Origin of the sequence: Pseudomonas sp. C11, assembly GCF_034683865.1 — a bacterium.
In the GTDB taxonomy this organism is placed as follows: domain Bacteria; phylum Pseudomonadota; class Gammaproteobacteria; order Pseudomonadales; family Pseudomonadaceae; genus Aquipseudomonas.
Map to the genome: position 1 here is coordinate 74,174 of NZ_JAWIIP010000015.1, position 23,545 is coordinate 97,718.

The following is a 23,545-nucleotide window of genomic DNA, read 5'->3' on the forward strand; positions in this document are numbered from 1 at the left end:
GGAAGCATGCGAGCTGATCACTTCGTTCCCCTGGCAGCCGTGGAGGTGCTCGTCAGCGCGCCGTATAGGAAGGTTCTTACGGCATGATCGACGATTTCGCCCATCGTCTTCTTCGGCAAGGGTGGATGCACAAGTCCAACAATGGCGCGCAGTTTCACACCACTGGAAACCATGTTGACGAACTGCTCTGCGAGGACCAACGACGGCACATCGCTGGCAAACTTGCAATGAGGCTCGCTCTGCTGGGACTCAATCCAGCTCGCAAGAAACCCAACAGCCTTCAGATAACTCGTTTCCAGCATCGCCTGAGCAATCCTTGGAAAGCGCGCGCCCTCCGTGGTAAGTAGACGATGTACGGCCAAAGTGCGTGGAGACAACGCGATCTTGACTAACTCAACGCCGAAGGAGGAAAGCACCCGTTCCGGCTCAGAGCAATCAGTGCGCAACCGCTCGAACGGCTCGGCCATTTCGGCACTGACCTTTAGCATGGCAGCCTCAAACAAGCCCTCCTTACCACCGAAGTACGTATAGACGTTGCTTCTTGAGCCGCCTACACGCGTTATCAGGTCGTCCACGGCAACAGCCTCAAAGCCGCGCTCCAGAAACAGCTCGGCGGCAACAGCGGTCAGGTCATCAATGCGTTTCGCACCTTTGGCTGTCCGATGCTTGCGAGGACAATCAAACCGCTCAGTCGCCATCTAGCATCTCCTTAAACCTCCTAAAACCTTGGCACGCTAAAACGTACAGTACAGTACCATACAAAATGGTGCTATTACGTTATAGCAACCTCATCGAAGAATGTACTTTCAGTGCTGCAGCCAGGACAGCGAGGCCCCAGCTCCATTGACGGGCCGCTCTTGTCAGAGCCCATTACGATCAGAGCCCCAGCCCACGTAAAATATCACGAGGCCCTTCAACGACTTGGCGGCAGACTCGCCGACACCTCGGTAGCCGGTGTTAGGAGATTGAATCCCTATGCGCTGGCATGCTGGGCGCAGCAATGATAGAAACGCTGCTCCATACCGGTTGCTCTGGCCATGATCAGGTTACCCTTCAGTTCCCCTAAGCGGAGGCTGCTGCTGACACGGTGCTTGAATCACCGCTGACAACACGCTGTGGATATCCTCGTTGCGCTCATATTCACTGGAAGCGAGGGCCAGAGCGGCCAACATAGCACTGTCGACATCAATACGCTGGCGCGGTAGCTGTTGAGCGGATCATCCTGCTGGCGTACATCTACAGGCAACCCGAGTTACATATATGCAGAGATCGAACTCAGCCTGTACAAGTGAAATCCGCCTACGCAGATGCCTAAACCAAAGCCTGCTCGAAACTGCGCTTCAATTCCTGCCAGATCAGATCGAGCGGTTCAGCGTTGCGAGCGGCTCTGCATAGAGCGACAGAGCCCTCGATAGAGGTAATCGTCATTAATGCCAAACTGCGAGAGCGGATTTGCCCAACGCCTGCGTTCTGCAGCGAGTGGCTGATGATTTCCTGCCACTGCACAAAGATGGTGTCGGCCTGATCGAGAAGCTGCTGTTGGATCTGCGCTTCTAGCTCGGGTGCAGACTCGCCGCGCTGATCAGATATGTACTGCTCAACCGCCACCGCCAGTACCGCACAACCAGCCTGGAAGGCTGTCTCTTCGAGTATTTTCCGCCACGAAGCAACGAATAGCTCCAAGCCCTTCAGCGGACCATGTTTCTTCAACAACAGTGTTAACGGCTCGCTGACCTCCCGGCCGGCATGTTCAATAGCGGCTTCGAGCAGTTGGCGCTTACCTCCGGGGAAGTGGTGCGCAATAGAGCCTCGCGGCGTATGCGAGTGGCGCACCACCTCGCGCATGCTGGTCGCCGTCATTCCCTTGCGGCGCAACAGATCTGCCGCCCCCACAATCATTCGATCACGAGTAGAAGTGTTCATCTAAAAAATTATGCCATCTGTCATATTCTGATGTAGCCTTGAGCTCGACTATGCCATTTGTCATAGCTACTATCCACCTATTCCTATGCGAGGCACCGAAAGATGACCGCTCGTCCTACGCTCCCCAATCCGATCGACTCCGTAGCCCTGGCATCGCTGAACGCTCCCAACGGCTGGCTTGAATACCCGCTGGGTAATGATGTGATAGAAGGCAATCCCGATACCCGCATGAAGCTTCTGCGGACCGTTGGCGTGAAAACCCCGTACAAGGCCGTGGCGTTTTTCACATCACAACCTTCGAAGTTCGACTGGCGCTTCGACAACGATGAAGCCTTCGTACTGATCGAAGGGCGTATCGCAATCACCATGGACACCGGCGAGCGATTCGAGATGGGCGCGGGTGATGCCGTCTCGATTCCGGCCGGACATACTGGGGTTTGCGAGGTCTTCGAGTTCAGCCGGAAATTCACTGTGGTTACCAGCGGGGTCTCCGATTAACGCCAAGAGGGTTGTTGGCATCGTGTTCAGGCCGCCAGCTGACATGCTAAGGGTTTAGGCCTGAACGGTTACCCGCCGACTGCCACTCGTCACAGACTCGATGGGCCTAGTCTGAGGGTTAGCAAATGTCTCAGTTCACCCAGGGGACACCTTCCCACCGGCAGAATCAGGTTCTCCAGTCGATTGGCTTCTTGCTGCTCGACGATTTCACCCTGATCGCCCTAGCCTCCGCGGTGGAGCCATTGCGGATGGCCAACCAACTATCAGGCCAGGAGTTGTATCGGTGGTTTACCCTGAGCAAGAACGGGTTGCCAGTACACGCCAGCGATGGCCTCCAGATCACCCCAGATGCCAGCCTGGACAACGCCCCGGCCCTGAACGCAGTGATCGTTTGCGGCGGCGTCGACATCCTGCACAGCGTTAAACGCGAGCACCTGCACTGGTTGCAGGTTCAGGGCCGCAAAGGTTGTCAACTCGGCGCGGTGTGCACCGGTAGTTGGGCGCTGGCCAAAGCCGAGTTGCTCGACGGCTACTTCTGCAGCGTGCATTGGGAGATTCTTGCAGCAATGCAGGAAGCTTTTCCACGTACCAATGTCAGTACCCGACTGTTCTCCATCGACCGTAACCGCTATACATCCTCTGGCGGCACGGCGCCGATGGACATGATGCTGCATCTGATCGCCCGCGCGCACGGCCGCGAACTAGCAGCGTCCATCTCCGAGATGTTCATCTGCGAACACATTCGCAACGAGCAGGATCATCAGCGCGTGCCCCTCAAACACCAGCTAGGTACCTACCAACCAAAACTGCAGGAAATGGTCGCACTGATGGAGGCCAACCTCGAGGAGCCAATCGACCTCGACCAGTTGGCCTGCTACGTCAAAATCTCGCGCCGCCAGTTGGAACGACTGTTTCAGAAATACCTGCACTGCTCGCCGTCGCGCTACTACCTCAAACTGCGCCTGATTCGCGCGCGCCAACTTCTCAAGCAGACCGCCATGCCCATCATCGAAATAGGCTCGATATGCGGTTTCATTTCCACCCCGCATTTCTCCAAATGCTACCGCGAGCACTTCGGCATCGCACCGCGCGACGAGCGCGTAGGCCCAAACGCGAATTTGACGGAGTTGATGCCCGCTTCTGACAGGTTACACGCCCCACAGACCACCGCCGGCGTTGCCCTTGATCGCGCCCAAGGCGAGTCCACCTTTGGAAGTGTAAAGATTTGATCGATTACCACAGATGCTGATGGCGCACAGAGGTTGATCCACGCCGAAGATCAACCCCTGCGCTCTATTTGGTTGCACCACTGACGCTCGAAAAAATCCACCGATGTTTGAGCACTGAGAAAACCAGACAGCATAGGGCATTCGCCTTGAATCGGCTTGAACCTCAAGGCAGCAATCCATAGATTCGACGAGTTAGCTCGGATCCCCCTAAAGGATTTGAACCAAGTTCCTCGCCCCCCACTGCAACTGTATGGGGCGGGCACGTAACGCATCGATTCAGAGCAAACCAATATCACACCCATTAACACCCATTTCAGGGTGACAGTTTGACTACCTTTAGAAGAAGGTCGAACGCGAAAAAATCGTGCTGATCGCGACGCCCGAGGTGTAGCTCCAGATCGTGGAACTCGCCAGCGAACATGGCCGTGCCACGATGATGGATGCAACCAAACTGACCGAAGCCAGGCGCCCCCGGAACAGCACTTCGGTGATCTCGCCGTGACAACCATTTGGAACAACACGGCAGCGAACGCAATGTAGGATACGGGCTGAGGTGATGTGGGTCGCTAGAACGCGTAGCGAGGGAAGCTGATCAGCAATGCCCCCTATGTGGTTGCCTCTACCACCTGTCAGAACGCCTGTAACCCTGGCTTTATATGCTACATGGGGTTTGAGCTGGAGGGCTGCGTTAGGCTATTTGACTATCGGTGCCTTCTACAATCATCCGCCTGGGTTCAGATCCCATCGGAGGATTTGAACTCAGCCCCTCCACCCCAACACGATTCGTCCTAAAACGGCGATCTATTTTGTTACGCCCTTGACGCTCGAAAAAATCCGCCTATGTTTGAGCACTGAGAAAGCCAGACAGCACAGGATCTTTTCCATGTGCCGGCTTGAACCTTGCGGTAGCAGCCTATGGACTCGACGAGTTAGGTCGTATCCCCCCGACTCCACCAAATAAACCCCTGATTTTCCTAGAGAAAGTCAGGGGTTTTTCTTTGGGCGTCGAAAAGGCGCCAAATGATTGAGAGAGGGTTAGCCTCGCGCCTCACGACCTGGTTCATCCTCGGCAACACGCCAGCGCCAGTAACGCTCGGATTTGCACACAAGTAACCGATATAGCCGAGGCAGAATCCGCAAGGCCAATACCCTAATCACCCAGTCGATTGGTTGCGGTATTGCCTGGGCGACATGGCAAGGCGTTGGCGGAACGCCTGGCGGAACACCCGGTCGGACTGGTAGCCAACCTGTGCGGCGATCTGTGCCACCGAGGCATTGCCAGCACGCAGCAGCTCGGCAGCGAGGGTGATACGCCAGGCATTGAGGTAGTCGATCGGCGACTGACCAATCAACCGGCAGAAGCGCGCCGCAAAGGTCGAGCGTGACAGGTTAGCCACTGCAGCCAGTTGCGGCACGCTCCATTGGCGCTCCGGCGCTTCGTGAATGGCCAGCATGGCCTTGGAGATGTAAGGATCCTGTAGGCCCTTCAACCAACCTGGCGAGAAGCCCTTGTCGCTGAGGATGTAGTTGCGCAGCAGGCCAACCACGATCAGTTCGGCCATTTGCTTAGCCACGGCGTAATAACCGGACCTGGCGTCAGCCAACAACGCCTCGATGGTCGGACGCATGAGGCTGAGGATGCTGGCCTCTTCGTCGCGCAGCACGATGAAATCCGGCAGTGCCGCGAGTACGAAGCCACCCTGCCCACTGTGAATGTTGAACGCCAGCCCGAGTAAACGGCACGCCACACCGCCCCCGCCGTGCACCACGGTGATCGCCGACCCGGGCTGTTCACTGCGATCCAACCTGGGCGAGCGCGACTCGCTCCAGTTCAGCGCTTGCAGGTCGGTGGTCGCGACGCCCAGTTGCGACAGCAGCTTGCATTCGCCACCGCGTGGCACCAGCAGCGTGTCCCCCTCGAAGAGCCACAAGATCGCGCCCGTGGAGGTCTCCACCACGAATGCGCCCTCGGTGACGATAAAACAGAAACCGGGCTGGTAGTCGTGCACGCGCACGCCCCAGGGCGCCGAGAGGTGCCAGCTGGAGATGCTGGTCGACTCGACCTTCAACATCGACAGGAAGTGACTGAGCAAATCCATGGCACACGCAATCGAGAGTATTCATCCGAATATTCGGCTTTAAAGGCATTTAATGTCCAGGCATCGACTTCCAGAATATCCGGCACAACAACAAACCGGAGGGTGTGCAAATGGCTGTCGAAGCTGGCCTGCAATGGCGTGCTGGAAAACGAGTCGCGGTGATCGGCGCAGGGCCGGGCGGGGTTTCTGCCGCATTGGCCCTGCACAAGCAGGGCTTCGATGTACGGATCTTCGAGAAGCAGCCCGCCCCCAAACCTCTGGGCGGGGCCGTGCTGCTGAGTGTGCCGGTGCTGGCAGTGCTGCGTGATTACGGCGTCGATCTGGACAACTTCGGCTCGTTCACCGTCACCGAGTTTCGCAACAACAAGAACCGTCTACGCTCGCGCCTGCCCTTCAACCAATCGGTGGGAAAATCCTTCGGTATCGAGGGCTGGCACTACGGCATGCTACGCGCCAATGCCTTCGCGCGGATGATGGAGTTGCTGCCGGCAGGCATGCTGGTGGCCAATGCCGACTTCGAACGCTACACGCAGACCACGGATGGCCTGAGCATCACCTTCAAGGACGGCAAGCGCATCGATGCCGATATCCTGGTCGGCGCCGACGGCATCCGTTCCGGCGTATCACGCCAGGCCTTCGGGCAGCCCGAGCTGTTCCACGTCGGTCTACGCGTCTGGCTGGCCTGGTGCGATCCCATAGAAGGGATTCCCCCGCAGACCGGGCGCATCATCCACTCTCACAAGTACCAGGCCAGCTTCTTCCCGATGCTGCATGACGGTAAGCCTGGCTATGAATGGTGGATCGTCGAACCCTGCAAGGAAAACGCGCCTGCGCCGCAGGATGTTGGCGATTACCTCGGCAAGATCCTGCGCCACTTCCCCGATCCATTGCCGCGCTTGCTACAGGCCACCAACCCGCGAACGCAAATATTCAAATGGGATATCTACAACCGCCCCTCACTACAGCGCTGGAGCAGCGGCCGCGTGGTCTGCCTGGGTGACGCCGTTCACCCTGTTTCGCCCTACGCGGCCTATGGCATGGGCATGGCCATCGAGGACGGCTACTTCCTGGCCAGGGCGCTGAGCGGCGCCAACCTGGGCGATGAGCAGCAGATCAGCGCAGCCTTTCATGACTTCGAGGAACAGCGGGTGGCCTACGTCAACCACCACGTCGAGTTCGCCAGGAAACTGGGCAACGTTTTCCATCAATTGCCCTATCCACTGGCAAAGCTGCGCGACTGGGTCTTCGACCATACCGGCCTGCTCGATCGGATGATCAGACGCGACTACCTCGCTGACGCAGAAAAGATGTCGCTGGCGATGCAGGAACTGCATCAGGTCGGACGCCACAGCTGATGAAACAGGGCGTTAATCGCACCCCGGTTCCACGGCCATATTGAGGAAAGCCGCACGCCGCTCTATCGTGCCTGCGGCTCGCCACGACGGGCTCCGGCGCCCTCCACGAGAGGGCTGCCGGTCATCTCAAAAGCGCGTCTGCCAGGCACGTTGGGTTACCCGCCGAAACGCACCTGGCCCGGGCTCACAGGAGCCCGGACGACGCTCACCCTATGCGCCTTAAACGACAAGGAAGATGCCGTGCCCCTGAGACAGGCTTGCCCTGCTGCTCGATCCGTTTGCGCCCTGCACTCGCCTCTTTTCTCCGTTCGTCATTGCCAGTCATTACCCGCGCACCGACCATCTCTCAGCAATTACGCTACCGCACCTGAAGCCATACCCACGCGCCAGCCAGAGCCCTCATGAACGAACGCATTTCCGAAAGCCGGCTTCGCCGCATCCTCAGCGGCCTGATGCTGGCCCTGTTTCTCGCCGCTCTGGATCAGACCATCGTGGCGGTGGTGCTGCCGGACATGGCCCGCACCCTGGCGCTGCCCGACTACCTGCCCTGGGTGGTTTCGGCCTATTTGCTGGCCATGACGGTGGCCGTGCCGATTGCCGGCAAGCTGGGCGATCTGTTCGGCCGTACTCGCCTGCTGCAGGGCGCCATCCTGCTGTTCATGCTTGCGTCCCTGCTGTGCGGCCTGGCCCGCGACACCGGCGAGCTGGTCGCCGCGCGCGCCCTGCAGGGCATCGCGGCCGGGGCGATGATGAACTGCATCCAGAGCCTGATCGGTGAGCTGATTGCTCCGGCCGAACGAGGCCGCTACCAGGCCTGGTTCAGCGGTATGTTCGCCATCGCCGGCCTGTTGGGGCCACTCCTGGGCGCCTGGCTCGGGCAGTGGTCGTGGCGGGGTGTGTTCCTGATCAACCTGCCCCTGGGTCTGCTGGCCCTGCTGCTGGCTCGTCGTGGTTTGCAGGGGCTGGGTAATAGCCAGACAGGCAAGCAGGTCGATTATCTGGGATGCCTGCTACTGACCCTCGGCCTGGGCAGCGTGATGCTGCTGATCACCCGCATCGGCCATGGCGAGCCCTGGCAAAGCACCGAGCATGCCTGCCTGCTGCTGTTGGGCGCAGTGGGCAGCCTGGCCTTTGCCTTCTGGCAAACCCGCGCCAGCGAGCCCTTGATCCCACCGGCTTTGCTGCGCATTAGCACCCTGCGCGCCAGCCTGACGGTGATGCTGTTCAGCAGTTTTCTCGCGGTAGGCCTCGCCGTACTGATCCCGCTGCAGGCCCAGGGCAGCGACGCCACGCCCCTGCTCACGGCCCTGGCCGCGGGCGTGCCCCTCGGCGCCTTTGCCGGCGGACGCCTCAGCGCCCGCCTGAAACGTTACAAGCCGCTGATCCTGATGGGTTGCAGCGCCCTGCCCTTCTGTCTGGCCGGTGTCGCCTGGGCCGGCAGCAGTCAGGCCCTGCTGCTGGTCTTTCTGCTGCTGACCGGCGTGGCACTGGGGCTGCAGTTTCCCACCGCGCTGGTGGCCGTGCAGAACGCCGCGCCACGCGCCCAACTGGGCGTTGCCACCGCCTGCTGCGGCCTGGTTCGCGGCTTGGGAGGAGCGCTGGGCGCAGCGCTGCTGATGAGTCTGTTCGTCGCCCTGAGCGACAGCCAAGCCTCCCAGGCATTCGAGCACGTGCTGCTGATGTGTGCCGGGCTGGCCATGCTACCGCTGCTGATTGCCTGGCGTATGGAGGATCAGCGCCTGGCCGAACAGGTGGCCAGCCGCTAAGGATTCGCTCAGCCCTTCTGGTAGTAACCGACAGCCACCAGATAGTGGCCGACCTTGCGCAACAGGGCGTGTTTGTTCTCCACCTTGCTGGTTACCGGGTTCTTCCAGCGGTAGTCGAACTCTGCCGTCTTGGCGTTCTGCATCAGCTTCAGGATAGGTTCACCGACTGGCTGCCCATCGGGGTCACGGATGGTCGCGAAATCCATCCCCAGCAGGCGTTTGTTGTAGCCATGGGCGACGTAGCGCTGATTGCGCAGGTCGATGACGAACACGTACAGATCGTCTTCGCGGAAGCTCGCCGACAGGCTGTTGATCGCATCGAAGCTGCCATCGGGATCCTGCTCGATGGCCTCCGCCGCGCGCTGCAACAGCCCTTGAGCCTGCTGCTCGGAGGCGCGCGGCAGGTAGTGGCCGACGGCGATGAAACGATCCCCAACGCGCTGGAAGTAGACGCGCTTGAGTTCTTCGCGGCCATCCCGCCAGTTCATCCAGCGGTAGTCGGCCACTTGCACGCCCTCGGTCGCTTCCAGTGCCTGGGCAAAGGCCTCACGCAGTTCCGGCTCCAGCACGGCGTTGACGTCACGGCCGATGAGCACCACCGACGGGCCGCCGCTGGCCAGCATGGTGCCGGCGCTGTCGACCACGAAGACGTAACGGTTGTCCTGGATGAATTCACCCTGGCGACTGAACGCGGCGAACGCCGCATCGCCCTGTAGCCGGTAATACTCGACAGCCCGCTGCAGCAGTTCGAGCGAGCGCTGTTGCTCGTCCTCGGCATGGGCGGTGCCGAACAAGGCCAGGGTCGCCAGCACAGCTATCCGTAATGAATCAAAACGCATCAGAGTCTCTCCGTTCTGGCTGCACGGCAGCTCGGCAAGAGCCGCCCGAAAGGCTGCCTGACCTTGGCAGGCAGCGGTACGCCCACAGGCGTGATAGTGCTGGCGCTTACTCCTCGAAGATGGCCACGGCGCGCACGAAGCCCGCCGAGGCGTGCTTGATCTTGTAGGGGAAGCATGACACCTGGAAACCATGGGCCGGCAGGCTCTCCAGGTTGGCCAGTTTTTCCATCTGGCCGTAGCCGATGTCGCGTCCGGCCTTGTGCCCTTCCCAGATCAGCGCGGCATCGCCCGTTTCGGCGAAGCGTTCGCGGGTGTACTTGAACGGTGCATCCCAGCTCCAGGCATCGGTGCCGACCACGCGCACGCCGCGCTCCAGCAGATACAGGGTGGCCTCACGGCCCATGCCGATACCGGCCTCCAGATAGCCCGGCTGGCCGAACAGGCTGCCGGCACGGGTGTTGACCAGCACGATATCCAGCGGCTGCAGCTCATGACCGATGCGCGCCAGCTCCGCTTCCACCTCGGCGGCGGTGACGACGTGGCCATCGGGCAGATGGCGAAAATCCAGCTTCACGCCCGGTTGCAGGCACCACTCCAGCGGCAGCTCGTCGATGCCGAAGGCCGGCTTGCCGCCATCGGTGGTCGAGGCGTAATGCCAGGGCGCATCCATGTGGGTGCCGCTGTGGGTGGTGATGCTCAAGCGTTCGGCGGCCCAGGACTCATCGCCCGGCAACTGCTCCTTGCGCAGGCCGGGGAACATCGCGGCCATTTCCGGCCAGCCCTGCTGGTGATCCATGTAATCGATCTTCGGCAGCAGCGGCGGCGGATCGGTGTAAGGGTTGTTGTCGAGGGTCACGGACAGGTCGACCAGGCGGCGAGTTTTCTGGCTCATAGCGGAGCTCCTGCAAGAGTGGGCACGACGCGGCGAGACGACCGCGTAGCAGACAGATTCAGGGCATTGCGGATCAAGGCGTTGGCCGAGCCGTCATGACGAAAGCCCAAGGCCTTGGCCTGCGGGGTGCGCAGTGGCGGATAGCGGCCGAACAGCGCCTCCAGCTCAGGCTCCGGGGCGAAGCTGACCAGCGCCCGGCGCGGCTCACCCAGGATGCCTACCAGCGCGTCGAGCACCTGTTCGATGGAGAGGTGCAGCACCGGCAGTTGCTGCACGGGGTTGGCGCTGCCGCGTGGCAACTCGGCGGCATGGATCAGGTTGTCCACGCAGCAACGGGCGGACATCCACCAGGCCGTCGCCTGGGGTGACACGGGGCAGGTGTAGGGCTCCCCTGCGGCCACGGCATGCAGCAGGTCGCTCATGAAGGCCGACTTCAAGCCATTGGCCTGGCGCGGCCGGGCGACGATGCCGGGAAGGCGCAGGGCGATGCCATCCACGTCGCCGCGCCGCGCCAGATCGGTGAGTTGAGCTTCCACCATGAGCTTGTGGCTGCCATAGGACAGTTTGGGCTGGCTCAGCGACGCTTCGTCCATACGCGACGGCAGGTCGGCGCCATACACCGCCACGCTGCTGGCGTACACCAGGCGCGGCGGGCGGTTGCAATTGCGCAGTTGATTGAGTAGTTCCAGGCTGGCCTGCAGGTTGACCTGGTAACCCAGCTCATAGCGCGCTTCGGCAGCCCCGCCCGGTACGCTGACCAGGTGAAAGACGACGTCGATCCCATCGGCCAGCGCGCGGCGAATCAGGGCCGCATCGGTGACGCTGCCGAAGTGACGGCGAATGCGCGGGTCGTCGGGCAAGCCGGACAGCTCCTGATCCAGCAGCAGCAGCGCCTCGATCGGCTGGCCGCGCAGCACGCTGCCCGCCAGCAGGCGCTTGACCAGCTCACGGCCGATGAAACCATTGGCTCCGGTGATCATCACGCGCATGGCGATACCTCTTGCACCACGCACTGATCGATGGCGCCGAACAACGGGCTGCCATCGGCGCAACGCGCCTCCATGCGGATGCGGTCACCAAAATGCATGAAGCCGGTTTTCGCCACGCCGTGCTCGATCATCTCGATGGCGCGACGTTCGGAAATGCAGGCCGAGCCGACGCTACGGTCGTTATTGGAGACCGTGCCCGAGCCGATCAGGGTGCCGGCGCTCAGGCGCCGAGTCAGCGCCGCGTGGGCGATCAACTGATCGAAGCCAAAGTGCATGGCGCCGCCGTGCGGATGGCCGAACCACTCGCCGTTCCACTCGATATGCAGCGGCAACTGCACGCGTGCATCGCGCCAGGCCTCGCCCAGCTCGTCCGGGGTCACCGCCACGGGGGCGAAGCTCGACGACGACTTGGCCTGGACGAAGCCGAAGCCGGTGCGCATTTCACGCGGTGCCAGGGCACGCAGGCTGACGTCGTTGAGTTGCAGCAGCAGGCGGATATGCTGGCGCGCCTGCTCGGCGCTGCAGCCCATCGGCACCTCGTCGACCAGCACGGCGAACTCGCCCTCGAAGTCGATGCCATGGGCCTCGCTGGGCAGCGGGATGTCCTGACACGGGCCGATGAAGTCATCGCCAGCGCCCTGGTACATCAGCGGCGTGTGTTCCACGCCTTCGATGGGATCAAGGTGGAAGGCCTTCTGCATCAGCTCGCCGTGGCTGAGGAAGCACGAGCCATCCAGCCATTGCCAGGCGCGTGGCAGCGGCGCCATTACCTGGGTCGGGTCGAAGTCGAAAGCCTCCGCCGCTTCACCACGATTGAGCGCCTCATAACGGCGTTGCAGATCGGCCTCGACGCTGCTCCAGTTGTCGATTGCCGCCTGCAGCGTCGGTGCCAGGTCGGCGACCAGCAGCGCACGGGTCAGATCGCGGGACACCAGCAGCAGCCGTCCATCACGGCTGCCATCGGCGAGAGTGGCTAATTTCATGCGAGCACCTCCAGCAGTTCGGGGGCATAACGGCCATCGAGCAGAATGAACACCATGCGCGCCATGGCGTCAGTGCGGTTGCTCCAGGCATGGTTGGTGCCGCGCTGCACGACGATGTCGCCGCGCTTGAGGTGCACCTCCTCCTCGTCCAGCACCAGCCAGACTTCGCCTTCGGTGACGATGCCGTAGTCCAGGGTTTCGGTGCGGTGCATCAGCTTGTGCTTCGAATCGGCCTTGCCGGTGCCGGCGTGCGATTCGCCGATTTCAGAAAAGACCGCAGCGGCATCCTCGGCGCTGACCTGGTTCTGGATGCTGTCCGGCGGAATATCCACCACGCGGATCACGCTACCCAGCGCACCTGGGCTGAGCTGCAGCGGCTTGTCGGTAGGGTCTGCGCCGTTATCCAGCGGTGCCGGGCTGGTGGCACTGTTCCACACCTCGTAGAACACCGTGCCGGGCACGGCCTTGAGCGGAAAGGTGTTGGGTGTTGCGCCAGCCATGGCGACCAGCGCGCGGCCTGCGCCGTCATGGCCTGTGACGATGCGACGGAAAGGGGGAAGTGACTGCATGTTCATATCACCTGACAGGTTTGCTCGAAGGACAGGCGCGGGCCTGCGGGGCGCAGACCGGCCTCATTGCCGTAACCCAGGCAGCAGAGAAAGTTGCTGCGCCAACGGCCATCGGGGAAAAATGTGGCGTCCACCTGCTCGGCATCGAAACCGGACATGGGGCCGCAATCCAGCCCAAGTGCGCGGGCGGCGAGGATCAGGTAGGCGCCCTGCAGGCTGCTGTTGCGCAAGCCGGCCACGAAGGTCGCTTGCGGGTCGTTACGAAAAGCAGCGCCGGCGTCGTAGATCGGGAACAACTGCGGCAGGTGCTCGAAGAACTGGCTGTCCCAGGCAACGATGACGGTCACCGGTGCCTGCAGCATCTTCTCGCCGTTGTGGCCCTTGAGCGCGGGCAGCAGCTTCTGCTTGGCCTCGGCACTGCGCACGAAGACGAAGCGTGCCGGGCAGCAGTTGTTGCTGGTCGGGCCCTGGCGCAGGGTCTGGTAAAGCTGCCGCAGCAGCTCATCGGACACCTCGCGCGCTTGCCACTGATTGTGCGAACGCGCATGCAGGAACAGTTGATTGAGCGTGGCGGTATTGAGCATATCGGCCATGGCAAATCTCTCTGGCGTCAGGCGGCTAGGGGCGCGGGCTCGTGCAGCGCGCGGAACAGGCGATGCAGGGCCAGGCAGCACGCCGCCAGAATCAGTTGGGCGCTGGCGATGTAGGTCAGGGCCATGGGCAACGCGCCGAGCTGACCACCGGTGATGGCAATCACCACCAGCGGGCTGATGAACTCACCGGCGAACAGCGCGGCGGTGAAACCGCCACTGGCGCGACCGCGCTGGGTAAAGCTGACGCGGCTCATGATCCAGGTGATCAGGGTTGGCAGCATCAGGCCGATGCCCAGACCGTTGATCAGCACGGCGACGATCACCAGGGCGTGGTTGCCCGCCTGCGCCATCAGCAAGCCGCCCAGGCCGGCGGTGGCGAAGGCCAGCAGCATCAGGTGCTGCCGACGCAGGCCACTGAGCAGGCGGAACAGCAGCGCGCCGGCGAGCACGCCCAGCTGGTTCGCGCCCATGGTCATGCCAATCTGCTGCGGCGAATTTACGTGCAGCAGGTTGAGCAAATAGCCCGCCTGCACCGGCACGATGAACAGGCTGACTCCGGCCAGGATGGTCAGGGCGTACAGCGGCAGCAGTGCGCTCCAGGGAAACCCTTCGCTCTCGCTGTGCTGATGGCTCACCTCGGCAGCGCGCGGCTCCCAGAGCATCCAGGCCATGATCGGTAACAGCACCAGACCCGAGGCATAGAGCACGAAGGGTACGCGCCAGTCGTCCTGGCCCAGGGCGCCGCCGAGGGCGATAAACACCGCTGCCGACAGCGAGGTCGCGACCATCTGCAAGGCAAACAGCCGTTCGCGCCGCGCGCCCTGGTAGTAATCGCCCATCAGCGTGGTGCAGCAGGTCATGATGCCCGCCTCCGCCAAACCGAGTCCGGCGCGACTGGCGACGATGCCTGGCAGCGATTCCAGCCACAGCGGCAACAGACCGCACAGCGTATAAAGCACCAGCGAACCGAGCAGCAGCGGTTTGCGGCCCAGGCGGTCGGCGATGATGCCGGCAAAGGGCGCCAGCAAGGCGATCATCAGGGCCGGGATGGTCAAGGCGATGGGGGTCAGCACCTCGGCGCCCGGCGTACCCGCGAAATGCTGCTGCATGCGTGGCAGGATCGGCGCGATCAGCACCGCCCCCAGCACCGGCAGACAGCTACCGAACAGCAGCAGCGCGGATTGTCCAAGCCCCGCCTGGCGATCAGCGCTCATGCTGCACCTCCTCCGGCAGGATGCCCCAGAACATGGCGCCATAGGCGATCAGCCCCTCTTGGAGGCCGTTGAGCAGCAAGGTCAGTGATTTCATTGGCGGTGCCTGTTGTTGTTTTAGGTAAATGAACGCTTCAGCCGTGGGCGACGCGCGCCACAGGTTCGGTAGGAGCAGTGCCTGCCGGATGCTCAGGCGCAAGCTCGACCACCTGGGCCTTGCGCGTGCCGGCGGGCAGCAGGAAATACGCCAGGGCCGGCAGCAGCAGCAGTGCGCCGACCATGTTCCAGACGAACATGAAGGCCAGCAGGATGCCCATGTCGGCCTGGAACTTGATGGGCGAGAAGGCCCAGGTGCCAACACCGATGGCCAGGGTGAAGCCGGTGAGCATCACCACCTTGCCGGTGGAGAGCAGCGCGCGGTAATAGGCCTGCGACAGGCTGGAGCCCTCGCGCAGGTGGCTGAGCATGATGCTCATGACGTACAGCGCGTAATCCACGCCGATGCCCACACCCAGGGCGATCACCGGCAGCGTCGCGACCTTCACGCCGATGCCGAGCCAGACCATCAGCGCCTCGCAGAGAATCGAGGTGAGCATCAACGGAATCACCGCACAGAGCGTCGCGCGCCAGGAGCGGAAGGTGATCAGGCACAGCAGGATCACCGCGCCATAGACCCAGAACAGCATCTCGCGGTTGGCCTGCTTGACCACGATATTGGTGGCCGCCTCGATACCGGCATTGCCGGCGGCGAGCATGAACTGCACCTCGTCGGTGTTGTTGGCGGCGGCGAAGGCCTCGACGTGATCGACCAGGCGAGTCAGCGTCTCGGCCTTGTGGTCGGTGAGGTAGACGTAGAGGGTCAGCAGGTTGCACGACTCGTTGTACAGACCACGCGGCGCGCTGGCGGTGATCATGTTCAGGGTCGCCTGGTTGTTCTGCAGCTCGTACCACTTGGGGCTGCCTTCGGACAGGCCGACCAGCATGCGGCGGTTGAGCAGCGCCAGCGAGTTGGTCGCATCCACGCCCTGCAGGCTGCGCAGTTGCCAATCCAGCTCATCGACCTTGCGCAGGATGTCGTAGCGCGCACAGGCGCCCGATGGGGTACGCACCATCACCGCGAACAGGTCGCTGCTGGCCCCGTAATGACGGGTCATGAAGGCGTCATCCTGGTTGTAGCGCGAGTCGGCGCGCAGCTCCGGGGCACCCGGGTCGAGGTCGCCGATGCTCAGGTGCAGGCTGACCATGAAGCCCAGCACTGCCATTGCCAGGCTCACCGCCACGCACAGGCCGGCCCAGGGACGACGGGTGAACAGATCGAGGAAACGCCAGAACGGATGGCGCGCCTGGCCGCTCTGCTCCGCGCGCTCGCTCTTGAGGCTGAGCTCGGCCGCCTTGGGGCTGACGCCGACATAGGAGAGCAGCACCGGCAGCAGGATCAGGTTGGTGAAGATCAGCACCGCGACACCGAGGCTGGCGATGATGGCCAGATCCTGGATCACCTGGATCTTGATGATCATCAGCACGGCAAAACCCACGGCATCGCAGAGCAGCGCGGTCAGGCCGGCGAGGAACAGGCGGCGGAAGGTGAAACGCGCCGCCACCAGGCGATGCATGCCACGACCGATGTCCTGCATGATGCCGTTCATCTTCTGCGCGCCATGGCTCATGCCGATGGCGAACACCAGAAACGGCACCAGGATAGAGTACGGATCCAGCTCGTAGCCCAGCAACGGCAACAGGCCGAGCTGCCAGATCACCGCCACCAGCGAGCAGATCACCACCAGCAGGGTGCTGCGGATGCAGCGGGTGTAGCCGTACAGCACCAGGGTGGTGATGAGGATGGCGGCGGCGAAGAACAGCAGGATCTGCTGCAGACCGGCGATCAGGTCACCGACCTTCTTGGCGAAACCGGTGACGTGGATGGCGATGCTGTCGCTCTGGTACTGGCTGCGCAGTTTCTCGATCTCGTCGGACAGCTGCGCGTAGTTCAGCGGCTGACCATCGGCACTGCGCGCCAGTAACGGCACGTAGATGATGCTGGAGCGCTGGTCGAAGGAGACGAGCTGGCCGATCTCGTTGGAGAGCTGCACGTTGTGCCGCAATTTGGCCAAGGACGCTGGACTGCCATCGTATTCATCGGGGATCACCGGGCCGCCATCGAGGCCCTCTTCGGTGACCGACACCCAGCGGGTGGCCGGTGTCCACAGCGACTTCATATACGCGCGGTCGACGCCCGGCAGCAGGTAGATCTGATCGCTCAGCGCCTGCAAGGTCTTCAGATAGGCAGGGTCGTAGATGTCGCCCTGCTGGTTGGCCACGGCGATACGCAGGGCATTGCCGAGGCCGGACAACTCCTTCTGGTTGGCCAGGTAATTGACGATGTACGGATGCCCGGCGGGAATCATCTTCTCGAAGCTGGCATTGAGTTCGAGGCGCGTCGATTGCCAACCGAGCAGCAGCGTGGTCAGCAGGCACAGCAACAGCACCCAGTGACGATGGTTGAACAGGGCGCGCTCGATCAGCGAGCCGGAACGCGGATCGAAGGTTGCCTGACTGGCAGGTGTGTCGAATGTCATGAAATCACTCCGAAGCCTTGGCGGCCGACAGAGACAGCGAAGACAGGCCGGCGAAGCCCGCCACGACCAGGCTGCCGTCGGCGGCCTGGGTCAGGCCAGCCAGGGGTTTGCCCTGTGCGGGTTGCAGGATTTTCAGGCGCTTGCCGGCGTCATCCAGCACGAATACGGCGCCTGCCTGGTTAGCCAGCAGCACCCGGCCATCGGCCAGGCGCGTGCCATCGCTGAAGGACACCGGCATCGGCACCGCCAGCGCGTCGATCGAGTCGCCGCCATCACGGATGAGGAAGGCGTTGCCTTTCAGACCGCCCAGCAACAGCGAGCCGTCCTCGCGCGCCACCAGGGTGAAGAACGTGCCCTCGTAAGGGCTTTGCAGTTGCTCGAAGTGCTGCCCGGCATCAGCCGAATGCGCCAGAAAGCCCTGCTCACCGGCCAGGTACCAGTCGCTACCCTGTTGCGCCAGTGCGTACAGGTGCAGGCCCATGGGGTTGTCGATCTGGCCGACCATCGACTGCCAGCTCTGCCCGCCATCGTGGGTCTGCAGCGCCATACCGTAGGCGCCGACGACCATGCCATGGTGTGCATCGCTGAAGTGCAGATCGAGCAGGGGTTTGTCCGCGCCGTCATCGACCAGGCGCTGGGCCGCATCGATACGAGCCTGAGCGGCATCGCTGTCGCTGGCGCTGGCGAGGGCGTCCTGAGCAGCGCTCAGTTCCAGTTGCGCAGCACGCACGCCATCGAGCTGCACCTGCCAGTTTTCCCCTCCATCGCTGCTGGCCAGCACCACGCCGGCGTGGCCCACGGCCCAGCCATGGCGCGCGTCGACGAATTGCACGGCGGTCAGCCCCACCGAGACGGGCACATGGGCTTGGCGCCATTGCTGGCCGTTGTCATCGGACAACAGGATCAGCCCACGCTCGCCCACGGCAACCAGGCGCTCACCGGCACGCACGACACTGCTGAACACCGCATGAGCGGCATTCGGCACCTGCATGGCCGGGCTTTGCAGCACCCCGCTGACCGCCAGGGACTGTGCCTGAGTCGTCAACGCAAAGGGCAAGGCAAGTGCCAGGAGAAGGCCACTTGCCCAAGTCGATCTGCTCATCATTCACCTCGAACTGCATCGAACAGGGAGGGCCTGCGGGCCCTCCCGCTCAGGCTTGGGCAGGCGGTTGGAAAACCACCTGCGCGGCCTGGCCTACGTTTTTCAACGACCTGCTAGCGCACGCCTCGCCCAGCCATCGCCGCTGGCGAGAACTCGGAGGCTTTGTAGCGATCGACGACCACGTACTGCTGGGCCTTGCCGGTATAGAGGTTCTGGAGGAACCAGGTATTGGAGGTCAGGTCGTAGAAGCCAGAGGACAGCTGCGCCACGGCCGGGATATCCGGCATGACCGACGGCAGCGACCAGAGGCTCTTGGAGAGCTGGCCGTTGGCATCCCAACGGTCGCCCAGCAGGGCCTGCCAGGTGTCTTCGTCGATGTAATAGCGGCCCTTGGGCATTTGGTGGCGCTTACCGGGCGCCAGATCAGCCTCGACCACCCAGACGCGGTGCAACTCCCAGCGCATGTAATCCGGGTTCATGTGGTGCTTGCCAATCACGTCCTCAGGCTTATCCGCGGCCTGTACCTTGTTGGTGTTGTACGGGATGTACATTTCCTGCTTGCCGATCAGCTTCCAGTTGAAGCGATCCATACGTCCCTGGAACACGCTGAGCTCATCGAAGGACATGACGCCCGCAGTCGACGGAGTCGGCGTGTCGCAGCAGGCATTGGGCAGCTTGCGCACCCGCCGCTGGCCAGCCAGATAGACGTGAGTCTGGGTCTTGTCACCGTTGAGGTTGGTACGCCCGAGAATCTGCTCACCGGCACGCAGGGGTGGGCCGACGTTGAGCAGGCGGAACAGCCAGTAATCACCATCGAAACTCTCGGCCGAACCCTCCGGATAGTAGTAGGGCATCTCCTGAATGGCCTTGCCATCGGTGGTCATCACCGAGGTGCCGTCGGCGGTGATCAGGTACTGACGAAAATCCAGAGCCAGCGAGGTGCCGCGCCAGTTGAGGATGTGGTTCCACATCACCTCGTCGCCATTTTTCGGGATGGGGAACGGAATACCGCCATAGGCGCCCTGCGGGATGGGGCCGGCGCTGCTCTCGACCAGCTTGGCGTTACGCGCGTTCTTGGCGGTGTTGTCGTAGACCCACTGCGGTGCTGCGGCGGTACGGTGCGTCGGATAGATATCCAGACGGTAGGTGTCCGGATAGCGCTTGAGCATCTCCTTGACGCCGTCACTGAGCTTGCTTTCGTACTGCGCCATGTTCTGCGCGGTGATGCTGAACAGCGGCTTCTCGGCGGCGAACGGGTCGCTGCGTTTGCCGCCCGGCTTGAAGGACGGGTCGACCGTGGTCAGGCCGCCAGTCCAGGCCGGGATACTGCCATCGGCGTTGCCGGCCTTTTCCGCGCCGAACGGCGTCAGGCTCTTGCCCAGGTCATCGGCGGTGGCCGCCATGAGCGGCTGCAGGCTCAGCGCCGCGACACCGGCGAGGGCCAGGCAGAAGGTCTTGAGTGTGAACGGAAGGGTCATCTGCGCGATCCTCAGAAAGTGGTTTTCACGGAGAAGGCCACGTAGTCGCGGTCCTTCAACGATTGCTTGTAATTGAACTCGCTGGCCGCGTTGAGGTTGGCATCCTCGGGGCCGTAGTAGTGGGTGTAGGTCAGACCGAAGGTGACCCGATCGAGGTAGGTGGCATTGACCCCGATGTTGAAGTCGCCGCCCTTGTCCGGGCCGAACGAGCTGACCACGGCGGACTTGCCCATCGGGAAGTAGCTGAGGCCGACCGGCACGCTGATATCGATGCCCGACATCACCTGGCGGTAGGTCGGGGTGTACACCAGCTTCAAGCCGATGGCGTCGTCGGTGGCATTCGGATCCAGCGCGTTGCGGTTGTCGGTCACCTTGAGCAGACGGTTCCAGGCAACCTCGGCGACCAGACCGGATTCCTGGGCGATGAAGTTCGGCCCGAACGACGCGATCATGTTGAGGTTGACGTGGGCGGTTCGACCGACGGCGTACAGCGGGTCGTCATCGTTGTCCGCGTCCATGCCGGCGAGCACCGTTTGGCCACCGGAAATGAGCGGCATGTTCCAGCGCATCGAGGCTTCACCGGCGAAGCTGTACTCGCCCACCGTGGTGATGAAGCTGGCACCCAGCGCGCGAATGTCTTCCGGGTAGACCCAGTAATACTCGCCGATCTTGCCGGTGCTGAACTCGGGGCTGGCACTGGGTTTCAGGTACAGCTTGGGCGACTTGTCGTGATACTGGATGGCGTACAGGCCATATTCCACGGTGTCGTCGGTGATGCGTAACTGCAAACCGCCCTGCCCGGAGTCCTTGGCCTTCTTGTCCTTGCCGTGGAAGAACGCTGCCGGGCTGTCCGGGTTGCCGCCAAGGAAGTCAGGGAACGGATCGCCGACGATCAGGCGCTCGTTGCCTTCACCGATGGTGTCGCTCACCGAGAAATAGCTGCCCGCCCCTGGCAGACGGGTTTCTTCCCACTGCAGTTGGTAGAAGGCGCCGAGGGACACATCATCCGTGAGCTGGTAGGTGGCGGAGATCTGGTTGACCGGACGGGTGATTTCCTTGAACTGGGTGTTGGGTACGGAAACCGCCTTGACCACGTCGACAGGGGCCATGCCGCCGGCAATGCCGTTGGCGCCGAAGAACAGGCTCTCGCCCCAGACCAGGCCGTGGCGGCCCAGGCGCACCGACAGCGCGCGGTCGGCCAGCTCACCGTTCCAGTAGACGAAGGCGTCGAGAATTTCACCGTCGCCGCCATGCAGGTGGCGGGCATCGTCAGTGAACTCGTCATAGGCTACCGAGCGCTGGTTGGCGCGGGTGGCATCGCCGTTGTCGTTGTCTTTCTGGTACTCGGTGTCGTACCAGCCGGCGGCGCTGACGCGGGCACCGACATCGCGGAAACCCATATCCAGCTCGGAGAGAATATCCAGACGATTGGAAATCAGGCCTTTGCCGAAGGCACGGTCACCGTCGTCCTGGTTGAGCGTGGATTGTCCGGCGCTCAGTTTGTCGCTGCGATCCTTCACCCGCCAGGCGGTGCTGTACTTGACCGTGTTATCCCAGCGCAGACTGAAATCCGGATTGCCGGTTTCAATCTCAAAGGCCAATGCCTGGTTGGCGCAGGCCACCAGCGCCGCGGCAAGGGTCAGGCGACCGGCAGTCAGCCTTTGCCGAGGTGCAACGAGCTCTCGATTTGTCATCGATGTAAACCTCTTTGTTGTTCTTGTGAGAGTTTTCTTGCTTTCTTCGCACACCGCAGCAAGGCAACGCGGGTCGTGCAAAGCGCCGCCGCAACACACGCAGACGGCCGGCTGGCGAGACCGGCCGTCTTTTGGGGTCAGATAGGCTGGGCCGTGACGGCCAGCATTTCCTTGACCAGGCCGATACGGTCAAAGTCGCGATCGCGCGCCATCTCCTTCTCGCCGGCCAGCAGGGATTTCTCTGCGATGTATTTGCAGCGCTCGAAACGACGCGCCATGAAGCGCGCCAGTTGCTGCGGCAAATCGCCTTCGCCTGTCAGCTCTTCGCTGAGCACCAGGGCGTCCTCGATGGCCATGCCGGCGCCCTGCCCCAGGTGCGGCGTGGTGGCATGTGCGGCATCACCGATGATCAGGACACGGCCGCGATACCAGGGCTCGTCGACGAACACGGCTTCCAGCGGCTTGTAGACCACCTCGTCGTTATCGACGATTTGCTCGCGCAGCTCGCCGATCAGCCCGCCCATGTCCTGCAGACGCTTGCGCATCTCGGCGGCCAGGCAGTCATGAGGCATCCACGGGTTACCTGGCTCGTGCGAGGTGGTGAACATGTACATGAGGTCGTCAGAGAGCGGCACCAGGCCGGCATTGCCTGCCGGGCCCTGGAAGTTGGCCAGGTGATCGATCTGCGGCAGACGCGGGAAGTTGTAGCGCCATACCGACTGGCCGGTGAAACGCGGCAGGTACTGGTTGCCGAAGAGCATCTCGCGCACCTTGGAGTACAGGCCGTCGGCCCCCACCACCAGGTCGTAGCGTGCACGGGTGCCATCGGTCAGCAGCACATCGACACCGTTGTCATCCTGCTCCAGGGACTCCACGCTGGTGCCCAGGCGCACGGTGGCGCCCAACTCGAGGGTGGTTTCGCTCAGCACCTTGTGCAGCGCGCGCCGGGAGATACCGACATTGGCCGGATACTGCGGGCCGGCCAGGCGCTGGCCGGGAATACGCACCAACTGCTGACCTTCGGTGGTGTTGATGGCCACGTCCTCGAAGGCATAAGCCGCCTCCAGATAGGCATCGAGCAGGCCCAGGCGCGACATCTCGCGCACCACATTGCTCTGCTGGATGATGCCGACACCGTAGACGGTCCACTCCGATTTCAGCTCGACCAGATCAACGCTGATACCTTTGCGGCGCAGGGCGATGGCGGCGCACAGACCACCGATGCCACCACCGACGACCAGAACCTTGTTCATTGCATTCATGGCACTTCTCGCTTGTTGTTCTTGTGTTTTGAAATGGCCGCTGGCCTGGGTGTCGCGCATCCCTTGAAACCAGCTTCCGACCTATCCGGGAATTTGACTAATCGCATGTTCGGATTCGATGTATCGCCAATGGCGATACCTCAACTCAGAGCAAATCCGCCTCATCGACCAACAACCAGCCGTCCTGCTCGACCCACGGCAACGACGTCAGTCGCTCCCCCAGGCATGGCCCGTATACGCATACGCCGCTGTCCGGCAGGAAGTGCGCGCCATGGGCGTAGCAGATGACCCGTGAGCCATCGGCCGAGAGAAAGCGATCCTTGCGGTACTCCAGCGGTACCTGCTGATGCGGGCAGCTATTGCGATACAGGCGTACTTCACCCGCACAGCGCAGAACGAACAGGCTGTCCCTTCCGCGCTGCAGGGGGTCGAGCCCACGCGCACAGCCGTCCGCCACCTCGTCGAGGCGGCAGAGCGCAATCAGCAC

Annotated in this window: 20 protein-coding genes; 4 read left to right on the forward strand and 16 right to left on the reverse strand. The window is 62.5% G+C overall.

Going from position 1 to position 23,545, the window contains the following annotated elements:
* Positions 1 to 17 precede the first annotated feature (17 nt).
* A complete protein-coding gene (locus tag VC352_RS21090) occupies positions 18 to 698 on the reverse strand; it encodes a TetR/AcrR family transcriptional regulator (RefSeq protein WP_322981464.1) in 681 nt (226 codons plus the stop codon).
* 613 nt (positions 699 to 1,311) lie between these two features.
* Positions 1,312 to 1,923 (reverse strand): helix-turn-helix domain-containing protein, encoded by a 612-nt coding sequence (locus tag VC352_RS21095; protein ID WP_322981465.1) that lies wholly within the window; start codon positions 1,921 to 1,923, stop codon positions 1,312 to 1,314.
* 102 nt (positions 1,924 to 2,025) lie between these two features.
* On the opposite strand from VC352_RS21095, the gene VC352_RS21100 reads away from it, so the two are divergent.
* Positions 2,026 to 2,421 (forward strand): cupin domain-containing protein, encoded by a 396-nt coding sequence (locus VC352_RS21100; protein ID WP_322981466.1) that lies wholly within the window; start codon positions 2,026 to 2,028, stop codon positions 2,419 to 2,421.
* 125 nt (positions 2,422 to 2,546) lie between these two features.
* The gene (locus VC352_RS21105) at positions 2,547 to 3,650 is read left to right on the forward strand and encodes a GlxA family transcriptional regulator (protein WP_322981467.1); all 1,104 of its coding nucleotides are present in this window, start codon (positions 2,547 to 2,549) and stop codon (positions 3,648 to 3,650) included.
* A 1,154-nt stretch (positions 3,651 to 4,804) separates the two neighbouring features.
* On the opposite strand, the gene VC352_RS21110 is transcribed toward VC352_RS21105, so the two are convergent.
* Positions 4,805 to 5,749 (reverse strand): AraC family transcriptional regulator, encoded by a 945-nt coding sequence (locus VC352_RS21110; RefSeq protein WP_322981468.1) that lies wholly within the window; start codon positions 5,747 to 5,749, stop codon positions 4,805 to 4,807.
* 110 nt (positions 5,750 to 5,859) lie between these two features.
* On the opposite strand from VC352_RS21110, the gene VC352_RS21115 reads away from it, so the two are divergent.
* Both VC352_RS21115 and VC352_RS21120 read left to right on the forward strand, forming a co-directional pair.
* Positions 5,860 to 7,104, forward strand: a complete 1,245-nt coding sequence (locus VC352_RS21115) for an NAD(P)/FAD-dependent oxidoreductase (RefSeq protein ID WP_322981469.1) — start codon at positions 5,860 to 5,862, stop codon at positions 7,102 to 7,104.
* A gap of 401 nt (positions 7,105 to 7,505) precedes the next feature.
* The gene (locus VC352_RS21120; RefSeq protein WP_322981470.1) at positions 7,506 to 8,870 is read left to right on the forward strand and encodes an MFS transporter; all 1,365 of its coding nucleotides are present in this window, start codon (positions 7,506 to 7,508) and stop codon (positions 8,868 to 8,870) included.
* Between the two features lie 8 nt (positions 8,871 to 8,878).
* Here VC352_RS21120 and VC352_RS21125 read toward each other — a convergent pair whose 3' ends face one another.
* The 13 genes from VC352_RS21125 to VC352_RS21185 all read right to left on the reverse strand — a co-directional run bounded on the left by VC352_RS21125 (position 8,879) and on the right by VC352_RS21185 (position 23,545).
* A complete protein-coding gene (locus tag VC352_RS21125) occupies positions 8,879 to 9,709 on the reverse strand; it encodes a cache domain-containing protein (protein WP_322981471.1) in 831 nt (276 codons plus the stop codon).
* A 106-nt stretch (positions 9,710 to 9,815) separates the two neighbouring features.
* Positions 9,816 to 10,601: a cyclase family protein gene (locus tag VC352_RS21130; protein ID WP_322981472.1), complete on the reverse strand. Its 786-nt coding sequence runs from the start codon at positions 10,599 to 10,601 to the stop codon at positions 9,816 to 9,818.
* Positions 10,598 to 11,590 carry an NAD-dependent epimerase/dehydratase family protein gene (locus VC352_RS21135; protein WP_322981473.1) on the reverse strand — a complete coding sequence of 331 codons (993 nt, stop codon included), beginning with the start codon at positions 11,588 to 11,590 and terminating at the stop codon, positions 10,598 to 10,600. Before VC352_RS21135 ends, VC352_RS21130 begins: the two co-directional genes overlap by 4 nt.
* Positions 11,581 to 12,573 carry a fumarylacetoacetate hydrolase family protein gene (locus VC352_RS21140; RefSeq protein ID WP_322981474.1) on the reverse strand — a complete coding sequence of 331 codons (993 nt, stop codon included), beginning with the start codon at positions 12,571 to 12,573 and terminating at the stop codon, positions 11,581 to 11,583. Before VC352_RS21140 ends, VC352_RS21135 begins: the two co-directional genes overlap by 10 nt.
* The gene (locus tag VC352_RS21145) at positions 12,570 to 13,142 is read right to left on the reverse strand and encodes a cupin domain-containing protein (RefSeq protein WP_322981475.1); all 573 of its coding nucleotides are present in this window, start codon (positions 13,140 to 13,142) and stop codon (positions 12,570 to 12,572) included. Before VC352_RS21145 ends, VC352_RS21140 begins: the two co-directional genes overlap by 4 nt.
* A 2-nt stretch (positions 13,143 to 13,144) precedes the next feature.
* Positions 13,145 to 13,735, reverse strand: coding sequence for a malonic semialdehyde reductase (locus VC352_RS21150; protein WP_322981476.1), 591 nt, complete (start codon positions 13,733 to 13,735; stop codon positions 13,145 to 13,147).
* 17 nt (positions 13,736 to 13,752) lie between these two features.
* Positions 13,753 to 14,949 carry an MFS transporter gene (locus VC352_RS21155; RefSeq protein ID WP_322981477.1) on the reverse strand — a complete coding sequence of 399 codons (1,197 nt, stop codon included), beginning with the start codon at positions 14,947 to 14,949 and terminating at the stop codon, positions 13,753 to 13,755.
* Positions 14,950 to 15,080: 131 nt separating this feature from the next.
* A complete protein-coding gene (locus VC352_RS21160) occupies positions 15,081 to 17,522 on the reverse strand; it encodes an efflux RND transporter permease subunit (protein WP_322981478.1) in 2,442 nt (813 codons plus the stop codon).
* A 4-nt stretch (positions 17,523 to 17,526) separates the two neighbouring features.
* Entirely contained in the window at positions 17,527 to 18,624 is a 1,098-nt protein-coding gene (locus tag VC352_RS21165) for a YCF48-related protein (protein ID WP_322981479.1), read from the reverse strand.
* Between the two features lie 113 nt (positions 18,625 to 18,737).
* A complete protein-coding gene (locus tag VC352_RS21170; protein WP_322981480.1) occupies positions 18,738 to 20,102 on the reverse strand; it encodes a DUF1329 domain-containing protein in 1,365 nt (454 codons plus the stop codon).
* 11 nt (positions 20,103 to 20,113) lie between these two features.
* A complete protein-coding gene (locus VC352_RS21175; RefSeq protein WP_322981481.1) occupies positions 20,114 to 21,796 on the reverse strand; it encodes a DUF1302 domain-containing protein in 1,683 nt (560 codons plus the stop codon).
* 137 nt (positions 21,797 to 21,933) lie between these two features.
* The gene (locus VC352_RS21180; protein ID WP_322981482.1) at positions 21,934 to 23,058 is read right to left on the reverse strand and encodes an FAD-dependent oxidoreductase; all 1,125 of its coding nucleotides are present in this window, start codon (positions 23,056 to 23,058) and stop codon (positions 21,934 to 21,936) included.
* Positions 23,059 to 23,203: 145 nt separating this feature from the next.
* Positions 23,204 to 23,545, reverse strand: coding sequence for a Rieske (2Fe-2S) protein (locus VC352_RS21185; RefSeq protein WP_322981483.1), 342 nt, complete (start codon positions 23,543 to 23,545; stop codon positions 23,204 to 23,206).